At 63.4% G+C, this 18,358-nt stretch carries 14 protein-coding genes; 11 read left to right on the top strand and 3 right to left on the bottom strand.

Features of this window, described 5'->3' with window-relative positions; all coding sequences use genetic code 11:
* Window positions 1-2: 2 nt before the first annotated feature.
* From NE850_RS29660 to NE850_RS29650, 3 genes are all read left to right on the top strand, one after another.
* Window positions 3-1,007: a 2Fe-2S iron-sulfur cluster-binding protein gene (locus tag NE850_RS29660; protein WP_007178908.1), complete on the top strand. Its 1,005-nt coding sequence runs from the start codon at window positions 3-5 to the stop codon at window positions 1,005-1,007.
* 36 nt (window positions 1,008-1,043) lie between these two features.
* Window positions 1,044-2,396 carry an MFS transporter gene (locus NE850_RS29655; RefSeq protein WP_007178909.1) on the top strand — a complete coding sequence of 451 codons (1,353 nt, stop codon included), beginning with the start codon at window positions 1,044-1,046 and terminating at the stop codon, window positions 2,394-2,396.
* A 185-nt stretch (window positions 2,397-2,581) separates the two neighbouring features.
* Entirely contained in the window at window positions 2,582-3,718 is a 1,137-nt protein-coding gene (locus tag NE850_RS29650) for a porin (protein WP_310699768.1), read from the top strand.
* A gap of 107 nt (window positions 3,719-3,825) precedes the next feature.
* Here the strand turns inward: NE850_RS29650 and NE850_RS29645 are convergent, their stop codons facing one another.
* A complete protein-coding gene (locus tag NE850_RS29645; protein ID WP_165187652.1) occupies window positions 3,826-5,142 on the bottom strand; it encodes a sorbosone dehydrogenase family protein in 1,317 nt (438 codons plus the stop codon).
* A gap of 243 nt (window positions 5,143-5,385) precedes the next feature.
* Between NE850_RS29645 and NE850_RS29640 the strand changes: the two genes are divergently transcribed.
* Window positions 5,386-5,961 carry a cytochrome b gene (locus NE850_RS29640; protein ID WP_310699767.1) on the top strand — a complete coding sequence of 192 codons (576 nt, stop codon included), beginning with the start codon at window positions 5,386-5,388 and terminating at the stop codon, window positions 5,959-5,961.
* Window positions 5,962-5,976: 15 nt separating this feature from the next.
* On the opposite strand, the gene NE850_RS29635 is transcribed toward NE850_RS29640, so the two are convergent.
* On the bottom strand, window positions 5,977-6,723 hold the full coding sequence (locus NE850_RS29635) for a hypothetical protein (protein WP_310699766.1): 747 nt from the start codon (window positions 6,721-6,723) through the stop codon (window positions 5,977-5,979).
* Window positions 6,724-6,846: 123 nt separating this feature from the next.
* Window positions 6,847-7,866 (bottom strand): SGNH/GDSL hydrolase family protein, encoded by a 1,020-nt coding sequence (locus NE850_RS29630; RefSeq protein WP_007178914.1) that lies wholly within the window; start codon window positions 7,864-7,866, stop codon window positions 6,847-6,849.
* 331 nt (window positions 7,867-8,197) lie between these two features.
* Here NE850_RS29630 and NE850_RS29625 point away from each other — a divergent pair, with 331 nt between their 5' ends.
* The 7 genes from NE850_RS29625 (at window position 8,198) to NE850_RS29595 (ending at window position 18,290) form a co-directional block, all read left to right on the top strand.
* Window positions 8,198-10,942, top strand: a complete 2,745-nt coding sequence (locus NE850_RS29625) for a LuxR C-terminal-related transcriptional regulator (RefSeq protein WP_165187654.1) — start codon at window positions 8,198-8,200, stop codon at window positions 10,940-10,942.
* Between the two features lie 153 nt (window positions 10,943-11,095).
* Window positions 11,096-12,235, top strand: a complete 1,140-nt coding sequence (locus NE850_RS29620; protein ID WP_007178916.1) for an acyl-CoA dehydrogenase family protein — start codon at window positions 11,096-11,098, stop codon at window positions 12,233-12,235.
* A 26-nt stretch (window positions 12,236-12,261) separates the two neighbouring features.
* Window positions 12,262-13,449, top strand: a complete 1,188-nt coding sequence (locus NE850_RS29615; RefSeq protein ID WP_165187656.1) for a lipid-transfer protein — start codon at window positions 12,262-12,264, stop codon at window positions 13,447-13,449.
* A gap of 73 nt (window positions 13,450-13,522) precedes the next feature.
* On the top strand, window positions 13,523-14,458 hold the full coding sequence (locus tag NE850_RS29610; protein ID WP_007178918.1) for an SDR family oxidoreductase: 936 nt from the start codon (window positions 13,523-13,525) through the stop codon (window positions 14,456-14,458).
* Between the two features lie 36 nt (window positions 14,459-14,494).
* Window positions 14,495-16,063 carry an acyl-CoA synthetase gene (locus NE850_RS29605; RefSeq protein WP_007178919.1) on the top strand — a complete coding sequence of 523 codons (1,569 nt, stop codon included), beginning with the start codon at window positions 14,495-14,497 and terminating at the stop codon, window positions 16,061-16,063.
* Window positions 16,064-16,104: 41 nt separating this feature from the next.
* Window positions 16,105-17,262, top strand: a complete 1,158-nt coding sequence (locus tag NE850_RS29600) for an acyl-CoA dehydrogenase family protein (RefSeq protein WP_007178920.1) — start codon at window positions 16,105-16,107, stop codon at window positions 17,260-17,262.
* Between the two features lie 26 nt (window positions 17,263-17,288).
* Window positions 17,289-18,290 carry an acyl-CoA dehydrogenase gene (locus NE850_RS29595; protein WP_007178921.1) on the top strand — a complete coding sequence of 334 codons (1,002 nt, stop codon included), beginning with the start codon at window positions 17,289-17,291 and terminating at the stop codon, window positions 18,288-18,290.
* Window positions 18,291-18,358 lie beyond the last annotated feature (68 nt).

The following is an 18,358-nucleotide window of genomic DNA, read 5'->3' as shown; positions in this document are numbered from 1 at the left end:
TTTTGGACTACCAGATTTCCGTCGCGGACAGCGATATCGCTTTCCATTGCGAGGCGGGCGAAACGGTGCTCGACGCCGCCGAGCGCTCGGGCTACAGCGTGCCGTATTCGTGCCGCAAGGGCGTGTGTTCGACCTGTGAAGGCGGCGTAGTGGCCGGCGCGGGGCGCTCTTCGGTGCAGGGCGATGTGCAGGGGCCGGCGGCGCATGTGCTGCTGTGCTGCTTGCGGCCGTCTTCGGACATGACGATCGCGCCGCGCAAGATCGACAAGCGCGAGCCGGTGGTGCGCAAGACGCTCGACATGTCCGTCTACCGCGTCACGCAGCCGGCGGCCGACGTGAGCATCGTGCAACTGCGTCTACCCACCGGCGTGCGCGCGAAGTTTCGCGCTGGCCAGTATTTGCAGATCGAGCTGGAAGACGGCAGTCGTCGTAACTATTCGATGGCGAATCCGCCTCACGAAAGCGACAGCATCCAGCTTCATGTGCGCCATGTGCCGGGCGGCAGGTTCTCCGAAGGCATGCTGCGGCGCCTGGACAAAGGCCACAAGCTGCGAGTGGAGTTGCCGTTCGGAGAATTCTCGCTGCAGGACGATTCGACGAAACCCGTCATTCTGCTTGCTACCGGTACGGGCTTCGCGCCCGTCAAGTCGATCGTTGAAGACGCAATCAAACGCAGGCTCGACCGTCCGCTGACTTTGTACTGGGGCGCGCGTCGCGTTGAAGACCTGTATCTCGCCGAACTGGCGCAGAAGTGGCACGACGGCGGCAAGCTGAAGTTCGTGCCGGTGCTCTCCGAGCCGAACGCGGACTGGCACGGCCGGCGCGGGTTCGTTCACGAGACGGTGCTCGAAGATCTCGGCTCGCTCGGCGGCTATCAGGTCTACGCGTGCGGCAACCCGGCCATGACGACGGCGGCACACGAGTCATTCCTGAAAGCCGGCCTGCCCGACGACGATTTCTTCAGCGACGCCTTTGTGCACACCGACACTGCGCCAGCAATGACGTAGCACGCCTTCATAAAACAATCACAGGAGACAAACACCGTGGCATCCCCCCTCATCGACGTAGTCGAGGTCATCGAACGCCAGAAGGTCGGCGCAGGCCAGTGCCTCGTGGTGCTGTTATGCGCGCTACTGATGTTTCTCGACGGCTTCGACACGCAGGCCATCAGCTACATCGTGCCGGCGCTTTCAAAGGACTGGCATCTGCCGCGCGAGGTTCTCGGCTCGATCTTTTCCGCCGCGCTCGTCGGGCTGATGGTCGGCTACCTTGCGATCGCGCCGTTGTCCGCGCGCTTCGGTCATAAACGCATGATGCTGGCAAGCAGTGTGCTGTTCGCACTGTTCACGCTGCTGACGCTTTTCGCGACCAACGTCACCGAGCTGATCGGTTTGCGCTTTCTGACCGGTATCGGGCTCGGCGCCGCCGCGCCGAGCGCGGTAGCACTAACCTGCGAATTCGCGCCGAAGCGGCTGCGCGCCACCTTCGTGCTGCTCGTGTATTGCGGGTTCTCGCTCGGCTTCGTGGTGGCGGGCCTCACAGCCGGTGCACTGATGCCGGCGTTCGGCTGGAAGTCGCTGATGCTGGTGGGAGCGCTTGCGCCGATCGCGCTGACCGCGCCGCTTGCCTGGTTGTTGCCCGAATCGCTGGTGGTTCTGCAGCGGCGCCCAAACGGCGACGAGCGCATGCGCGCCGTCTTGCTGGGGTTTTTCCCGCGTCTCGACGTGCCGGTTGGCAGCAGGTTCCGTCTCGAAGACCAGGGCGAGGCGCGTGCGAGCGTCACGGCGCTTGTCAGGGGACGCACTTCGGCGGGCACGCTGTTGCTCTGGCTGATCTTTTTCCTGAACCTGGCCGAGTTCTATTTCATGCAGAGCTGGCTGCCGACCATGTTGACAGGCCTGCAGTATTCGTCGGCGACGGTCGTCTGGGTGACAGCGCTGCCGACTATCGCAGGTGTGCTCTCCGCCGTGCCGCTCGGCCTTGCGATGGACCGCGTCGGGCCGTACGTCACGCTGACCGTGATGTATCTCGCGGGCTGCGTCTTCATGTGGCTGGTGGGCGGCGCGTTCTCGGGCAGCGTCGCGTGGTTGATGGTGACGGTTTTCTGCGCCGGGTTCTGCATTAGCGGCGGACAGAAAAGCGTTATCGCGCTGGCGGCCGTGTACTACCCGCTCAACCTGCGTTCGACGGGTGTGGGCTGGGCGCTCGGCATTGGCCGCCTGGGCGGCATTGCGGGACCGTTGAGCGCGGGCATGCTGTATTCGGCGCATTGGACCCCAGCGGAGATTTTCCGTTTCTCCGCGTGGCCCGTGCTGATTGCCGGGCTCGCCGTATTCGTGATGGGGCGCATCTACGGCTCACGGCCGGTAGCCGTCGAGGTGAGCACTCCCCACTAACGCGCGTGCACGCCGGGTCGGCCCGGAGCTTCACACGAATCGCGGGCATCTGGCGCGGGAGGCGGTCGCCTTCCCGCCAAGCCACCGTAGTACCACCGTAGTACCCACTACTTAAAAAACCTGCGAGGCCTGCTGCGTTCTCGCGCTAGTACGAGAACGCATGGCCTCGTCATGCCGGAGACTTTATGAAAAAGACCACCCTTGCCCTGTTGACTCTGCCGCTTCTCGCGAGCGCGGCCCATGCGCAGAGTTCCGTCACGCTATACGGCTTCGTTGATGCCGGACTCGTGTATGTCAACAACCAGTCCGGGCATTCGAACGTACAGATGGTCACGGGACAAACGAACGGCAGCCGCTGGGGGCTGCGTGGCAGCGAGGATCTCGGCGGTGGCCTGAAGGCGATTTTTACGCTTGAAAACGGCTTCGATCCGTCGAACGGCAAGCTGCTGCAAAACGGCCGCGAGTTCGGGCGGCAAGCCTTTGTCGGACTGAGCAGCGACACGTGGGGCGCGGTGACGCTGGGCCGCCAGTATGATCCGATGACGGAGCTCATAGGCGGGATTGCCGCGACTTCGATGTGGGCGTGGCTCGGCACTCATCCGGGCGATTTCGACGATCTGAACTCGACCTTTCGCGTGAATAACGCGGTGAAATATCTGTCGCCGACTTTCTATGGTCTGCAAGCGAGCGGCATGTTCGCACCCGGCGGCGTGGCAGGCAACTTTGCGTCGAGCCGGATCTACACGCTTGGACTGAAGTACGAGAATGGTCCGCTGAGCGCCGCGCTGGCGTACGACAACATCAACAATCCATCCGTCTCGGTGCTCGATAGCGCGCTTTCTCCCGGTCAGGCCGGGTATGTGACGCCGGGCCGAAGCCCCGTGACCAGCGGCTACGTTTCGGCCAACGTGTGGCAAATATTCGGCGCGGCCGCTTCATACAGAATCGGCAAGGGCATGGTCGGAATCGTTTATACGAACGCACGCTTTCAGGACATTCGAAGAACCGCGTCCACGCCGAACACGGGCACGGCGGCATTTAACAGCTATGAGATCAATGGCCGATATTCGATTACGCCGGCACTGCTGATCGGTGCATCGTTCGACTACACGACAGCACGCGATGCAAAGTACGAGCAGATCGATTTCGGTCCGAACTATTCGCTCTCCAAGCGCACCGATCTGAATCTCGTCGGCGTATGGCAGCACGCATCGGGTGTCGATTCCACAGGGCGGCCGGCGATTGCGGCGATTACCACGCTAGGGCAATCGTCGACTCCTACGCAAGTGGCTGTGAAGCTGTCGTTGCGGCATCGGTTCTGACGTCTTTGCCGTGTCATGGCGGCGCGTGCGGCAGGCTGCTTCATGGGCATGCCGCGCGCGTCGTGACGAAGAACCTCTGGCTGCGATATCCGCCTTTGCGCGGCCCGTTACATGCTGCTATGCGGCGTGACCCGCCACACCGTGTTGCCTACGTCGTCCGCCACGAGCAACGCGCCGTGTGCGTCCAGTGCGACGCCAACGGGCCGTCCCACGGCGTGGCCATCCGTGGTCAGAAAGCCGCTCAGAAAATCCTCCGGGGCGCCGGCGGGCTTTCCATCGACAAAAGGCACGAACACAACCTTGTAACCGGAGCGCGGCTTGCGGTTCCATGATCCGTGCTGGCCGATAAAGGCGCCGCCCCGATAGTGCGCCGGGAATAGCGTCCGGTCGTAAAAGACAAGCCCCAATGAAGCCGTATGATTTCCAAGCGCATAGTCCGGCGCGATGGCCGCGGCGACCAGATCGGGGCGTTGAGGTTTGACTCGCGAGTCGACGTGCTGGCCGTAATAGCTGTACGGAAAACCATAGAACGCTCCCTCTTTCACTGGGGTCATGTAGTCCGGCACAAGGTTGTTGCCCAGATCGTCCCGCTCGTTGACGGCAGTCCATAATGCGCCGCTGTCGGGTTGCCACGAGAGGCCATTGGCATTGCGCAATCCTGTCGCATAAGGCCGCAAGCGGCCGGTGCCGATGTCGAATTCGAGTATCCGCGCGCGGCCCTCTTCGGCGTCGACACCATTTTCTCCCGCGTTGCTATTCGATCCCACGGTGATGTAGAGATGCTTGCCGGAGCGGTCCGCGAGGATATTTTTTGTCCAATGATGGTTGATCGGACCGGCCGGAAGATCGGCAACCTTGATCCCGGGACCGGCGATCTGCGTGGCGTTTTTGACGTAATCGAAACGCAGCAGAGCGTCCGTATCGGCAACGTACAGTTCATTGCCAATGAGCGCCATGCCGAACGGCGAATGCAGGCCGCCGAGAAACACGGTTTGCATCTGGGCGACGCCGGTGTTGTTCGCATCGCGTAACAGCACGATGCGATCGGGACTGGCTACGCCGGCGCCCGCGCGCTTCATCACTTGCCGTCTGGCCCAGCCGGACAGGCCACTTCCTTCGTCGTGTTGTTCGGGAGCGTCGCTTTCCGCCACCAGCACGTCACCATTAGGCAACGTGTAAAGCCAGCGTGGGTGCGACATGTCGCCGGCGAACCGGGTGACGGAAAAGCCGCTGGGAACAGTAGGCATGAAACCGGCCGGTTGCGGCTGAACGGGCGCGATGTTGACCATTGGAATCAACGTCGATTGTGGCGCGGGCATGGCGGGCGAAGCACCGAAACCGCCATCGCCTATACTTGATGGGCCGATTGCGCACGCGGCGAGCGGCAAACCCATTGAAACTACCAGACAATTGAGCAGGCGCATATTTGTTCTCGGTGATAGGCGTTGATCAATGATGCGGAGTCAGGACTTCAGCAAAAAGCCTGCCTGTCAATTGACCGGATAGGGACGTTGCACAGCCGGCCGGTTGCGCGCAGAGCATCAGGTTTCCTTAAGATAAGGTGGTTAGTATCGTTTGGTTAAGCCACGCGGTTTTTCCCGGGAGTCGATCCGGGAGTTATTGGCAGCACGTTTTACCAATCCGAAGAGTGCTAAAGGGGAGAGGGAGTGGCTAAAGTCCAGCAAAATACGCGTCCGGCCTATGACGCAGTCGCGCGCACGCTCCACTGGCTAACTGTCCTGTTGATCGCAATGCAGTTCGTGATCGGCTGGACGATGCCCGATATTCACAAGGGCACGCAGCCCGTCGGTCTGATCGCCTGGCATCTCGGCGTTGGCTCGGCGCTGATTGCCGTCATGGTGATCAGGGTGATCTGGCGATTGACTCACTGGCCCACGCCGGACGAACTGCCGCCGCTATTGAGCGTCGTTTCGCGCATCACGCATTTTCTGCTTTACGCTGCGCTGGTGGTGGTGCCGCTGCTCGGCTGGGTCAATGCGTCCTCACGCGGCTGGACGGTCCGCTTGCTGGGCCTCGTGCCGTATCCGGCGTTGAGCGAGACGGGCTCGGATTTCGGCCACGAGATGGGTGACGTGCACGGCGTCCTCGCGTGGGTGCTCTTCGCGCTGATCGCGCTGCATGTGGCAGCGGCGGTGTTCCATCGCTTTGTTCTGAAAGACCACGTGCTGCAACGGATGCTGCCCCACGCAGGTCCATCGGGTAATTCGCCGCGAAACCGGTGAAGGCTGCCCCGACGATCAGTCGATCCGCTGCCAGCGGCCGGAAGCGGGGCACACACCAGCCTGTTCGCCGTTCATCTGGACCTGTTCCGCGTCGAGTTGCGACGAGACCGAAGGGGCGGTGTCGAACACGACCTTGAGTGCATGCGCAACATGGGCGTCTTCTATGGGAAGCTCCCAAGTCAGGAATATCTGGATGCAATCCTGAACGGGTGCGAAGCCGGCCGCATCAAAACCGCTGCTGCGGCGCTGAATTACGCCGTGAGGCTGCGCGGTGTCGAATATCACAACCGTTCCCCGGTTCAGCGGAATGCGCTGACCCAGCGAGGGAAAATGCAGATCCAGTCCCTTGTCCTCGCTCATGAACAGATTGCAAAAGGCCGCACTGCCGTATTGTGCGGCGTCATGGTGGTATCTCGCGCCACGGCAGGCCATGAGGGCTACATCACTGGAGGCAAGCACGCCGGGCAGCCCGAGCGCGCACGTCCAGTCGGACACGGCCTGTACGCAGCGCGAATAGTCCGGCCAGCGCACCCGTGCTCGCGCCAAGGGCATTGGTTCGACGTCACCGGCTTCCAGCACCATGCGCGACGAGATTTCCCTTTCCCAATCCGCGAGCAGACGCACAGGAGGGACAGGCACATCGAGTGAGCCTGATAGCACGATGTCGCTCACGCGCCGGCTGCGAATGGCGTCGCCACTCCAGAAATAGGAAGTCAGGGTGTCCGGCATTCGGTGCTGTCGAGGGGAAGTGATGGGGGCCATTGTAACGATTCGAAGAAATGACTTCGGCGTACGTCGGCCTGGAACGGTTCCTCCTGGCACGCGTCTTTCTCTGCGGTCGTCCTGCACCGCGCATCGCATCAACCGCTTCCGGATGATCCCGCTTCAGTGGCCGAGACCGCTGCTGGCGATCTGGTTCTCGACGTACTGGGCGAACAGCGCGTGCAGGTGCGTCGTCGGGTGAAGGTCGTCGGCGAACATGTACGTCTGGTCCGCGTTGGCGCTCACGTAAGTTGCTGGCGAGCACAACAACGCCGTCTCATCGGGCGTCTTCCTGGGGTCACAGGCGACACCGGTGTTCGACACGGCGAAGCCATTGGCCTGAAAGTTCGCCGTGATCTGGTTCAACCACGTATAGGAATCGATCTGGATAACCTTGCCCTGCAAGCCATCGGTTTGCAGCGCAGCGTTCAGGCTGCTGTTGAACAGCTGCGATAACTGGGTCAGATTCGCTCCGCCATCGGACGAGGCGATGCCATTCGGTGATAGTCCGATGTCCGGCACATTGACCACCACCACATGAGCGGCGCCGTTCTGGACGATCTGCCCGACAACCTGAGCAAGCGTGGTAGCCGCCGTCTCCACGGTCTGCGCCGCGGCCGGCAGCGCTCCGGCGCGCAGCACATCGTTTGCGCCGGCCCAGACGAGCACCAGTTGATTGGAGTTGAAGCTTGTATGCGCAGCCAGATAGCTCGAAACCTGCTGATTGACGGGCATTTCGACATTGCCGATCACGTCGGTCAGAAAAGCGGACTGGTTGGCCGGCGTCGCCACCGTGGCGCCGCCTTCCGCATAGCCTAGGCCGCCCTGCGCGCTGAGTTTATGCGTGAGGTCGATGGTGTACGCAACGTTCAGCGTGTCGCCGTAGTATTGCGCGATATCCTGAGTCCACACCTGTCCGGGATTGGTCGTGAAACGCCCGCCACCCACGGCGCTGGCGATCGGTGCATAGGTGCCGACGTCCGAAAGGCTGTCGCCGAACGACACGATTTGCAGATTGACGCCGCCTGCCGGTGCGGTTGCGCCGGCATTACCCGAGTCGCCTCCGTTCCCGCCGCATGCCGAAAGCAGTGAGATCGCCACGGCAAAAATTGCAGTGCGTACCGTGTCATTAATTCCTTGCATGGCGACTCTCCCTTAACCTGGCGGGGAGATGCGACCGCGTTGCGGAATTAGCGCGCGCCGCCTTCCCGACAAGCACTCTTCTCAAGCAAGAAGCATGCGTTGCCGCGGGCGGGGTTGTTGGTAATTTCCCTCACTAACTGCAGTGCACTTGGTCTATGTCCGATCGAAAACGGGACCGACGGTGCCGGGCTACCCACCCGAATCGGGTAGGTAACCGCTAAATTGCCCGACCGACGGTGTCGCACTTCTATACTCCGACGAACGCGTTCCGAGGTGTCGACAGGTGTCGCGAGACCTTTCTCACGTTTATCTGTCTATCAGTTTCCCCCGTATGTCCGAATCCATTGAACACTCATTAGACGCACGCGTCTTCCCCAGACTGACGATCGAGCCCGTAACCGGCGCGAGATTGATTCCGCCTCGCGCGGCACGCCAACTCATGCCTCGCGAAGCCTTGATGGCACGACTGCTCGAAGCGCGGCGGCAGCGTTGCGTGGTGATTCAGGGACCGGCCGGCAGCGCCAAGACCAGCACGATGCTGGCTCTCAGGCAGGCCATGTTGACGCTGGATTTCGACGTGGCCTGGCTTTCGCTGGCACCCGAAGACGACGACCTCACCGCGTTCTTTCACGGTCTGCTCGCGAGCCTCGCCAGCGTGGATCCGGCGATCGCGCGCGAAGCGGAATTACTGGTCGGCCGCGAGAGCGAGGAAACCGCGGTTGAGCATTGGGTGATCACGCTCGTTCGCGGTATTGCTCGCCGCAAACGTGAACTGGTTCTGATGCTCGACGACGTCCATTACCTTCGGAACGCACGGATTCTCGAGGCAATGCGCTGGCTGCTCGACTATGCGCCCCCTCAGCTTCATGTCGTGCTGGCTTCGCGGCGGGCGTTGCCCGTCTCGCTGGCGCGCCTGCGCTCCCAAGGTCTGGCGACAGAGCTCGACCGACACGACCTGCGCTTTTCGGCCGAAGAATCAGAGCGATTTTTGCGCGAGCAACTCGGCGACGTCGCAAAACGGGACGCGCAGGTCGTGCATGAACTGACCGACGGCTGGGCAGCGGGCCTGCAGTTGTTCGCGATCGACCTGAAGACCCGCAAAGGCGCAGCTTTTACGCCTGCAACCGTGCGCGATGCCGAAACCTTCGCGCACTACTTCGAACGCGAAGTGCTGGTGCGACTCGCTCCCGAAGATCTTCTTCTGCTCACTCGCGCGGCGCTATGCGAACGATTCTGTGCGCGCCTCTGTGCAAGCTTGATGCAGCATGCGGGCGCCGTCGGAGACGTCGCCGCCCGGCTCAGCCGCCTGGAGGGCGACAATCTGTTCATCACGCAGACTGGCGTGGCTCAGGACGGCGAAACCTGGTATCGCCTGCATCCTCTGCTGCGCGAGGTTTTGCAGCGCCGGGTCGTGGGGCTGCCGGCTGCCGAATTGCGTGAACTGCATGCGGCGGCCTGGCAGTGGCTTAGTGTGCAAGGTTACGTCGACGAGGCCGTGCATCACGCCGTACTCGCAGACAACGCGCAGGCCGCCGCAGATCTCGTGGAAGGGTGCGCGCACGATCTGCTCGCGCGCGGCGAACTCCGTCAGCTTGCGGGCCTGGTGCGCCGCCTGCCGCCGGCGCAGATCGCAGAGCGTTTCGATCTGCGCGTGATCACCGCCTATCTGCAAATGTATGCCGGCGAAACCGACGCGCTCATGCAGAGCATTCAGCAGATAGCGTCGCGTAGCGAGCGGCCCGACCCGCGTCAGCGGTACGCGCTTGCGCTGCTTCGCGGCGGCCTCGCGCTACAGCGCGACGACACGGATTCGGTCGTGGCGCTATTGCCGGAACTGCAGCGCGTCCCCGCGGACGCTGACGATTTCACCCGCGCGGGTCGCGGCAACATTCTCTCGTGGATGTTCATCCATCGTGGCGACTATCAACAGGCGCGCAAGGTGCTGGAAGAGGGGGCGCCGCATGGCGGCGCGCCGCGCGGCATCCTGCTTGGCCGTTGCATGAGCGGCATGACGCACGCCGCCGAGGGGCAAGTGCTGCTCGCCGAGCGGGTGTTTTGCGACGTGCTGGCGGAAGCGGAGAAACAGGGCCCCGCTTATGTGGGCATTGCGTGCATGGCCGCTGCGCTGCTTGGCGAAGCGCTTTACGAACTGAACGACGTCGATGCTTCGCTCGGACTGCTGGACGAACGCATCGACGTCCTCGAGCGGGTGTCGATTCCGGACACTGTGTTGCGGGCGCTGACGGTGCTCGCCCGCGCGCACCGGTTCGCGGGCCGACGGCTCGAGGCCCACGACTATCTCGAACGACTTGAAGACTACGCGAAGCGTCATGGTGTGGATCGTCTTCTCGCGAACGCACTGTGTCTGCGCTCACGCTGGTTGCTCGAAGAAGGAAGTCTCGATGAAGCCGAGGCGGCATTGCTGCGCTGCGAGGCGCTGGCGGCGCGCTATACCGGCGCGGTGCGCAGCACGGCTTGGGAAATCAGCGTTTGCGCCGATCTCGCGCGCATTCGCATGTGCCTGCATCTGAATGACTTCGACGGCGCGATGAGCCGGCTCAAGCCTCTCAGCGCGCTGTCCGAAGCGGGAGGGAGATGGTGCCGCGTAGCCGGGCTGCGTTTGCAGATGTCGATTGCCGAGAAGGGGCGCCACAACGATAGAGCGGCGCGCGAGCATCTGGTGGAGGCTTTGCGCCTGGGCCACCGGCTCGGGTTGATGCGCAGCCTGCTGGACGAACTCGGATCATGTCGGCAGATTCTCGACGCCCTGCCGCTCGAACAGGACTTCGATCCCGTGCTCGCTTTCTATGCACAGCGGCTGATCGACGCTGGGCAGGCATCCGCGCCTGCCGCGCCGCCGGCGGCTGCGGTGCACGTTCCGATCCAGTCGCTTAGCGAGCGTGAAAACGAGGTTCTGGGTCTGCTTGCACTTGCGCTGCCCAACAAGAAGATTGCGCGTGTCATGGACGTTTCGCTCGATACGGTGAAGTGGCATCTGAAGAACATCTACAGAAAGCTGGAAGTGTCGGGCCGCGACGGCGCCGTCGCGAAGATGCGCGACGCGAGTGCGCGATAACGCTTTTCTCCCTCGCAGTCATCCATTCAGCCACCCCCACTCTACGGGGGTAGGCTTGCTCGCCACCCTCGCCACGCACAATGCGTTCATGGAAGCAGCCGGCCGACAACCCGGTCCGCGCTGCCAACGCATTCAATCGATGAGGAGCGTGCGGTGGAAGTCAAACGTAATGTCTATCGCGAGGATCACGAGATGCTGCGTGAAACCGCGCGGCGTTTCTTCGAACGGGAGTGCCTGCCGCGGCAGGCGCAGTGGGACGAGGCCGGCTGCGTCGATCGCGAGACCTGGCTAAAGGCCGGGCGGGAAGGTCTGCTGTGCGTGACCGTGCCGGAAGAATACGGCGGTGGCGGCGGCGATTTCGGTCATTCGGCGATCGTCGCGGAAGAGTTGCACCGTGCGGGTGTGTCGGGTTTCAGCTATTCCGTGCACTCCGATATCACCGCGCCGTACATCGTTCGTCTCGGCACCGAAGAGCAGAAACGCAACTGGCTACCGCCCATTTGCCGCGGCGAAAAGATCCTCGCGATCGCGATGACCGAACCCGGTACGGGCTCCGATCTGAAGTCGATCCGTACCACCGCGGTGCGTGACGGCGACGACTACGTCATCAACGGCAGCAAGACTTTCATCTCCAACGGCCTGAACTGCGACATGGTGGTGGTGGTCTGCAAGACCGATCCGTCGGCGGGCGCGAAGGGCGTAAGTCTCATCATGGTCGAAACCGACCGTGCGGGTTTTCGCCGTGGCCGCAAGCTCGAAAAAGTGGGGCAGGCCGCCGCGGATACCGCCGAACTGTTCTTCGACAACGTGCGTGTGCCGGCCGGCAACCTGATCGGCAACGAGAACGGCGGCTTCATTCACCTGATGGAAGAACTGCCGCAAGAGCGCCTGATCATCGCGGTGTATTGCGCGGCGAAGCTGGAGCGGCAACTCGAACTGACGCTGCAATACGTTAAGGACCGCCGCGCGTTCAATCAAACCGTGTGGGACTTCCAGAACACCAAATTCAAGCTCGCCGATGTGAAGGCGCAAGCCGTTGCGGTCCGCACGCTGGTGGACTACTACATTCGCGAGCATATGGAGCGCAAGCTCACGCTGCAGGAAGCGGCCATTGCCAAGCTGTTCGCGACCGAAGCAATGTGGAAGTGCATCGACGAAATGGTTCAGCTGCATGGCGGTTACGGCTACATGCTGGAATATCCGATTGCCCGTGCTTTTGCCGACATGCGCGTTACGCGCATTTTCGGCGGGACCAGCGAAGTCTTGCGGGATCTCATCTCGCGCAAGCTTTAAGTCTCCTTACCTTTTGAGGCAGCATCATGAGCGAAAAAGTACTGGTGGCGGGCGTCGGCATGATCCAGTTCGCCAAGCCCGGCGCGAGCCAGAGCTACACCGAAATGGGCGCTGAAGCGACCCGCCGCGCACTGGCCGATGCGGGCATCGCGTACGACCTCGTGCAGCAGGCCTTCGCCGGCTATGTGTACGGCGACTCCACGTGCGGCCAGACCGCGCTGTACGAAGTGGGCATGACGGGCATTCCGATCGTCAACGTCAATAACAATTGTTCGACGGGTTCGACCGCGCTCTATCTCGCCCGCCAGGCGATTGCGACCGGCGACGCCGACTGCGTGCTCGCGCTCGGCTTCGAGCAGATGCAGTCCGGCGCATTGAAATCGCACTGGGACGACCGGCCGGTAACGCGTGCGCGTTTCGTGCCGATCATGCACGGCCTGACCGCCGACCTCGCGCATCTGCCGCAGGCGCTACGCACGTTCGGCGGCGCGGGGCGCGAACACATGCAGCGTTACGGCACGCGCATGGAAACTTTCGCCGCGGTGCGGGCCAAGGCGAGCCGACACGCGGCGAACAACCCGCTGGCGCTGTTCCGCAAACAGGTCACGACCGAAGACGTGATGAACGACACGGTGCTGATGCCCGGCGTGATGACGCGTCTGATGGCGTGTCCGCCCACTTGCGGCGGCGCGGCGGCGATCCTCGTTTCCGAGAAGTTCGCGAAGAAACACGGCTTGCGCACGGATGTGCAGATCGTTGCGCAGTCGCTCACCACCGATCCGCCGGCTTCGTTCGATCCACCCTCGATGCTCAACTACGTCGGCACGCACATGACGCGTTCGGCCGCGAACAAGGTCTACGAAAAAGCCGGTATCGGACCGGAAGACGTCGACGTATGCGAGCTGCACGACTGTTTCGCGCACAACGAAGTCATCTGTTACGAATCGCTCGGCTTCTGTCCGGAAGGCGGCGCCGAGAAGTTCGTCAGCGACGGCGACAACACGTACGGTGGCAAGGTGGTGGTCAATCCGTCGGGCGGTCTGCTTTCCAAGGGGCATCCGCTGGGTGCGACCGGCCTTGCACAGTGCTATGAACTGACCCACCAGCTGCGCGGCACCGCCGACCAGCGTCAGGTGCAAGGCGCAAAGCTGGCGCTTCAACACAATCTCGGCCTCGGTGGCGCGTGCGTGGTGACGTTATACGGCAAGTACTGAATTCGTTTGCGCTGACCGGCGGGACGCCGTGTCTTGCGCAACCCTGGATAGCAAACGGTATTGAGGATTTCCCATGCAGCAGCTTTGCAAAAATCGCGTTGTTGTCATCACCGGCGCTGGACGGGGTCTGGGGCGCGAATATGCGCTGGAGTTCGCCCGCCAGGGCGCGAAAATCGTCGTCAACGACCTCGGCGGCAAGGGTGATGGGTCAGGCGCGGCGAGCGGTCCTGCGCTCGACGTGGTCGCGGAAATCGAAGGGCTCGGCGGCGAGGCTGTCGCCAATTTCGACGACGTGGCCGACTGGAATGGCGCAAAGAACATGATCGACACGGCCATTTCCGTGTTCGGCGGACTCGACGTGCTGGTCAACAACGCCGGCATTCTGCGCGACCGCACGCTCGCCAACATGAGCGAGGAAGACTGGGACTCGGTGATTCGCGTGCACATGCGCGGCACCTTTGCACCGTCGCACCACGCCGCCGCATACTGGCGCGATGAGGCCAAGGCGGGGCGCGAGCGGGTGGCACGGCTTATCAACACCAGTTCGTCGTCGGGTCTCTACTGCAACCCGGGCCAGGCCAACTACGGCGCGGCGAAGGCGGGCATCGCGGCCATGTCGGTGATTGCCGCTCGTGAGCTGGAGCGCTATGGTGTGACGGTGAATGCGATCTATCCGACCGCGATGAGCCGTCTGACCGAAGACATCTTCGCGAAGCGGCGCGACGAATTCACCGCTGGCGCCGCACCCGGCTTCGATCCGCTGGACGCGGGCAACGTCGCGCCCCTGGTGGCATGGCTTGGCAGCAGTGCGTCGAGCGGTATCACCGGGCGTGTATTCGGCGTGCGCGGCGGTCGTATTACCGTGGCTGAAGGCTGGCATGCGGGCCCGCGCATCGAAAAGGACGGGCGTTGGGACGTGGCGGAACTCGGCGCGCTGATACCGCAACTGGTGGAACAGGCCGCGCCGAATGCGCTGACCTCCGGCGAGATTCCGGCGCTGGTGGCGTAAGCACCCGAAACCGTCTTGCGTCGCAGGAGAGTGTGCATGAGCGGAACCCCGAAGTATCTCGGCGATCATGCCGGATTGACGCCGGACAAAGCCGCCGCGATCAACAGCACGAGCGGCGAGATACTAACCTATCGCGAACTCGACGAGCGTTCCAATCGCTTCGCACAATGTCTGTACGCGGCGGGATTGCGGCGCGGCGACCATATCGCGATGGTGCTCGAAAACAACATGCGCTGCTTCGAGGTGTGTTGGGCGGCGCTGCGTTCGGGTCTGATGATCACGCCGGTCAACCGGTATCTGACCGCGGCGGAAGCAGCCGGCATTATCGAGGACAGCCATGCGCAAGTGGTGGTCAGTTCATTTGCAATGCGCGAACTCGCGGCCGGACTGACCGGCATGATGCCGACGTGCCGCCTGCGGCTGATGGTCGACGGCACCATTTCCGGCTGGGACAGCTACGAAGCGCTCACCGGCCGGTATCCCGCAACGCGTCTTGCCGACGAATGGCTGGGCGCCATGATGATCTATAGCTCGGGTACGACCGGCCGTCCAAAGGGCATCGTTCGCGCGCAGCCGCAAGGCCGGGTGACCGAAGGTTCCGGTTCCGCGCGCCGTCCGCAGTTCGAGCGCTATGGCTTCGACGCGCAAACGGTGTATCTGTCGCCGGCGCCGCTCTATCACACCGCGCCGCTCGGCTACGGAATCGAAACGCAGTTCGGCGGCGGCACCGTGGTCTTCATGGAGAAGTTCGATCCGCTCGAGGCGTTGCAGGCGATCGAGCGCTATCGCGTCACGCACAGCCAGTGGGTGCCGACCATGCTGATCCGCCTGCTCAAGCTCGGCCCCGCTGTGCGCAACGCGTTCGACCTGTCGAGCCATCGCGTGGCGATCCATGCGGCGGCGCCGTGTCCGCAGGAGGTCAAGCGGCAGATGATCGACTGGTGGGGGACGATCATCGAGGAGTATTACTCGTCGACCGAAGGCAACGGCGTGACCACGCTCAACACCGAGGAGTGGCTTGCGCACCCGGGCTCCGTTGGCCGCGCGCTGCTGGGCGTCATTCATATCTGCGACGACGACGGCAACGAATTGCCGGTGGGCGAAACCGGAACCGTCTATTTCGAGCGCGACCAGTTGCCGTTCCACTACCACAACGATCCTGACAAGACCCGTGCCGCACAGCATCCGCGCCATCCGGTCTGGACGGCCGTCGGCGACATAGGGCATGTGGATGGCGACGGCTACCTGTATCTGACCGACCGCAAGGCGTTCATGATCATTTCGGGAGGAGTCAACATCTATCCGCAAGCGATCGAGGACGCGCTGGCGGTGCATCCCGATGTGCAGGATGCGGCGGTGATCGGTGTGCCCGATGCCGAGATGGGCGAGCAGGTCAAAGCGATTGTCGAGCCGGCGCCCGGTGTGGCGCCGTCGGATGCGCTCGCGGAACGACTATTGGCTTACCTGCGCACGCGGGTGGCGCGCTACATGGTGCCGCGCTCCATCGACTTCATCGACGCGATGCCGCGGCTGCCTACCGGCAAGCTGTACAAGCAGGCACTGCGCGAGCGCTATGGCGCGCGAGCGGAGCGTGCGGATTCATAGCCCGCAACGCCGAGCCGACTACAAAAAAACTGGAGTGAGACGTGAACAACCTGTTGGATGCTTTCCACCTGACGGCGCTGCCCGCCGCGGCCGAAGCCTTCCGGGCGGAAGTGAAGCACTTTCTTGACGAACACTTACCGCCGGCGCCGGCCGACGTGCGTGCCCGTTCCTGGATGGGCTTCGACGCGGACTTCAGCCGGCGCCTCGCGGCGCGCGGCTGGATCGGACTGACCCTGCCGGCCAGTTACGGCGGCGCGGGCATGGACGCGTTCCGTCGCTTCGTGCTGGTCGAGGAACTGCTGGCCGCGGGAGCGCCGGTCGCCGCGCACTGGATCGCCGACCGTCAGAGCGGCCCGCTGATTCTGCGCTACGGCACCGAGGCACAGAAAGACTTCTATCTGCCGCGCATCTGTGCCGCGAGCGCGTTTTTCTGCATCGGCATGAGCGAGCCCGACTCGGGTTCCGACCTCGCCAGCGTGCGCACGCGTGCGGTGCGCTGCGACGGCGGCTGGCGTCTGACCGGGCGCAAGATCTGGACGACCAACGCGCAGCATTGCCAATACATGATCGCGCTCGTGCGATCGTCGGGCGTGCCGGAAGACCGGCAGAAGGGACTGTCGCAGTTCATCGTCGATCTGTCGCTGCCCGGCGTCGAGGTGCGGCCGATCGTGGATCTCACCGGCGACGCCCACTTCTCCGAAGTGACCTTCGACAACGTATTCCTCGCCAACGACGCGTTGATCGGCGACGAGGGCGCAGGCTGGCAGCAGGTGACGGCCGAACTGGCCTTCGAGCGCAGCGGCCCCGAGCGGCTCTATTCGAGCGTCGTGCTGCTCGATTGCTGGCATGCGCAACTGCGCCGCCACGGCGCCAGCGACGCCGACCTCGCCTTGCTCGGCAGCTTCGCGACGCAACTGGCCACGCTGCGCTGTCTGTCGATCGCGGTCACCGCGCGGCTCGCGCACGGCGAAAGCCCGGTGGTCGAGGCGGCGCTCGTCAAGGACATCGGCACCGAGTTCGAACAGGCCATTCCCGCGCAGCTGGAAGCCGCGATCAGCGCGGACCCGGCACAGACCATCGACCCCGAGCTCTATCGCACGGTGGCCTACCTCAGCCAGATCTCGCCGACCTTCTCGCTGCGCGGCGGCACGCGCGAAGTACTGCGCGGCATGATCGCGCGCGGTCTTGGTTTGCGCTAACCCATCCGGACGAGGAAGAGACCCGTATGTTCACCGAAGCCATTGAAGCAATTCTGCGCGACCGCGCCACACCCGAAGCGATCCGCGCGATCGAGACCGGCGGCGCGCCCGCGTCGATCTGGAACGCAGTGGAGGAGGCCGGATTTCTGGAGTTGCTGACGCCGGAAAGCGCCGGCGGCGCCGGATTGTCACTGCCGGCGATCGTGCCGGTTTTCACGGCGTTTGGACGCTACGCGGTGCCCGTGCCGCTTGCGCAGAGCATCGCGGCGCGCGCGCTCCTGCGCGAGACCGGCGTTGCGGCGCCTGCCGGCATGACGACGCTCGCCGGCGCGTGCCGCCGCCGCGAGAACGGCTCGCTGGAAGCGCCGCAAGTGCCGTTCGGGATGACCTGCGATCACGTGCTGGCCAATGTCGACGGTGACCTCTTGCTGCTCGACGCAGCGCGAGCCGAACGCAAGCCGTGCGGTGTGCACGGCAGTTTTAGCGGCACGCTTGGCTGGGGGGGCGACGCGGTCCCGGCGCCGCTTGGATCGAACGGAGACGAGGTGCTGCTGTTCAGCGCGGCAATCCACGCGGCCGCTATCGCCGGAGCGATGGATCGCGTATTCGCCATGACCTTGCAGTACTGCAACGATCGCTGGCAATTCGGCAAGTCGATTGGCAAGTTCCAGGCGGTGCAGCATCAGTTGAGCGTGATGGCGCAGCATGTGGCATCAGTCGGAATGGCGTCCGAACTGGCGTTCTCCGGCACGGGCGCCGTACCTGAACGGCTTGCCACCGCGATCGCCAAAGCGCGCACGAGCATGGCGGTGCCGCTGGTGGCGTCGACGGCGCATGCGTTGCACGGCGCGATCGGCGTCACCGCCGAATACGATCTCCAGCTCTATACGCGCAGGCTGCATGAATGGCGCATGGCGGACGGTTCGGAGGCATTCTGGAATCGTATGGTGGGGAACGCAGCGCTCACGCACGAGCACGGCACGATCGCGGATTTCACGCGAACCGCGCCGTACGCAACGGCCGCGTGAGCAGGCGAACGGCACCCAATCCATCTGTTCGCGCGCCGCTCCCCCTTCGGTGGCGAAGCAACCTATAC

The sequence above is a fragment of the Paraburkholderia sp. USG1 genome (assembly GCF_031570135.1).
GTDB lineage: Bacteria > Pseudomonadota > Gammaproteobacteria > Burkholderiales > Burkholderiaceae > Paraburkholderia > Paraburkholderia dioscoreae.
The sequence above is the reverse complement of the archived record's forward strand: the minus strand, read 5'-3'. Positions and strand labels throughout refer to the sequence as shown.

Excerpts from the sequence above, each read along its gene's own strand:
- NE850_RS29605 (WP_007178919.1), top strand. The coding sequence starts at position 14,495 with ATGAGCGGAACCCCGAAGTATCTCGGCGATCATGCCGGATTGACGCCG.
- NE850_RS29615 (WP_165187656.1), top strand. The coding sequence starts at position 12,262 with ATGAGCGAAAAAGTACTGGTGGCGGGCGTCGGCATGATCCAGTTCGCC.
- NE850_RS29630 (WP_007178914.1), bottom strand. The coding sequence starts at position 7,866 with ATGCAAGGAATTAATGACACGGTACGCACTGCAATTTTTGCCGTGGCG.
- NE850_RS29610 (WP_007178918.1), top strand. The coding sequence starts at position 13,523 with ATGCAGCAGCTTTGCAAAAATCGCGTTGTTGTCATCACCGGCGCTGGA.
- NE850_RS29625 (WP_165187654.1), top strand. The coding sequence starts at position 8,198 with ATGTCCGAATCCATTGAACACTCATTAGACGCACGCGTCTTCCCCAGA.
- NE850_RS29595 (WP_007178921.1), top strand. The coding sequence starts at position 17,289 with ATGTTCACCGAAGCCATTGAAGCAATTCTGCGCGACCGCGCCACACCC.
- NE850_RS29650 (WP_310699768.1), top strand. The coding sequence starts at position 2,582 with ATGAAAAAGACCACCCTTGCCCTGTTGACTCTGCCGCTTCTCGCGAGC.
- NE850_RS29645 (WP_165187652.1), bottom strand. The coding sequence starts at position 5,142 with ATGCGCCTGCTCAATTGTCTGGTAGTTTCAATGGGTTTGCCGCTCGCC.
- NE850_RS29635 (WP_310699766.1), bottom strand. The coding sequence starts at position 6,723 with ATGGCCCCCATCACTTCCCCTCGACAGCACCGAATGCCGGACACCCTG.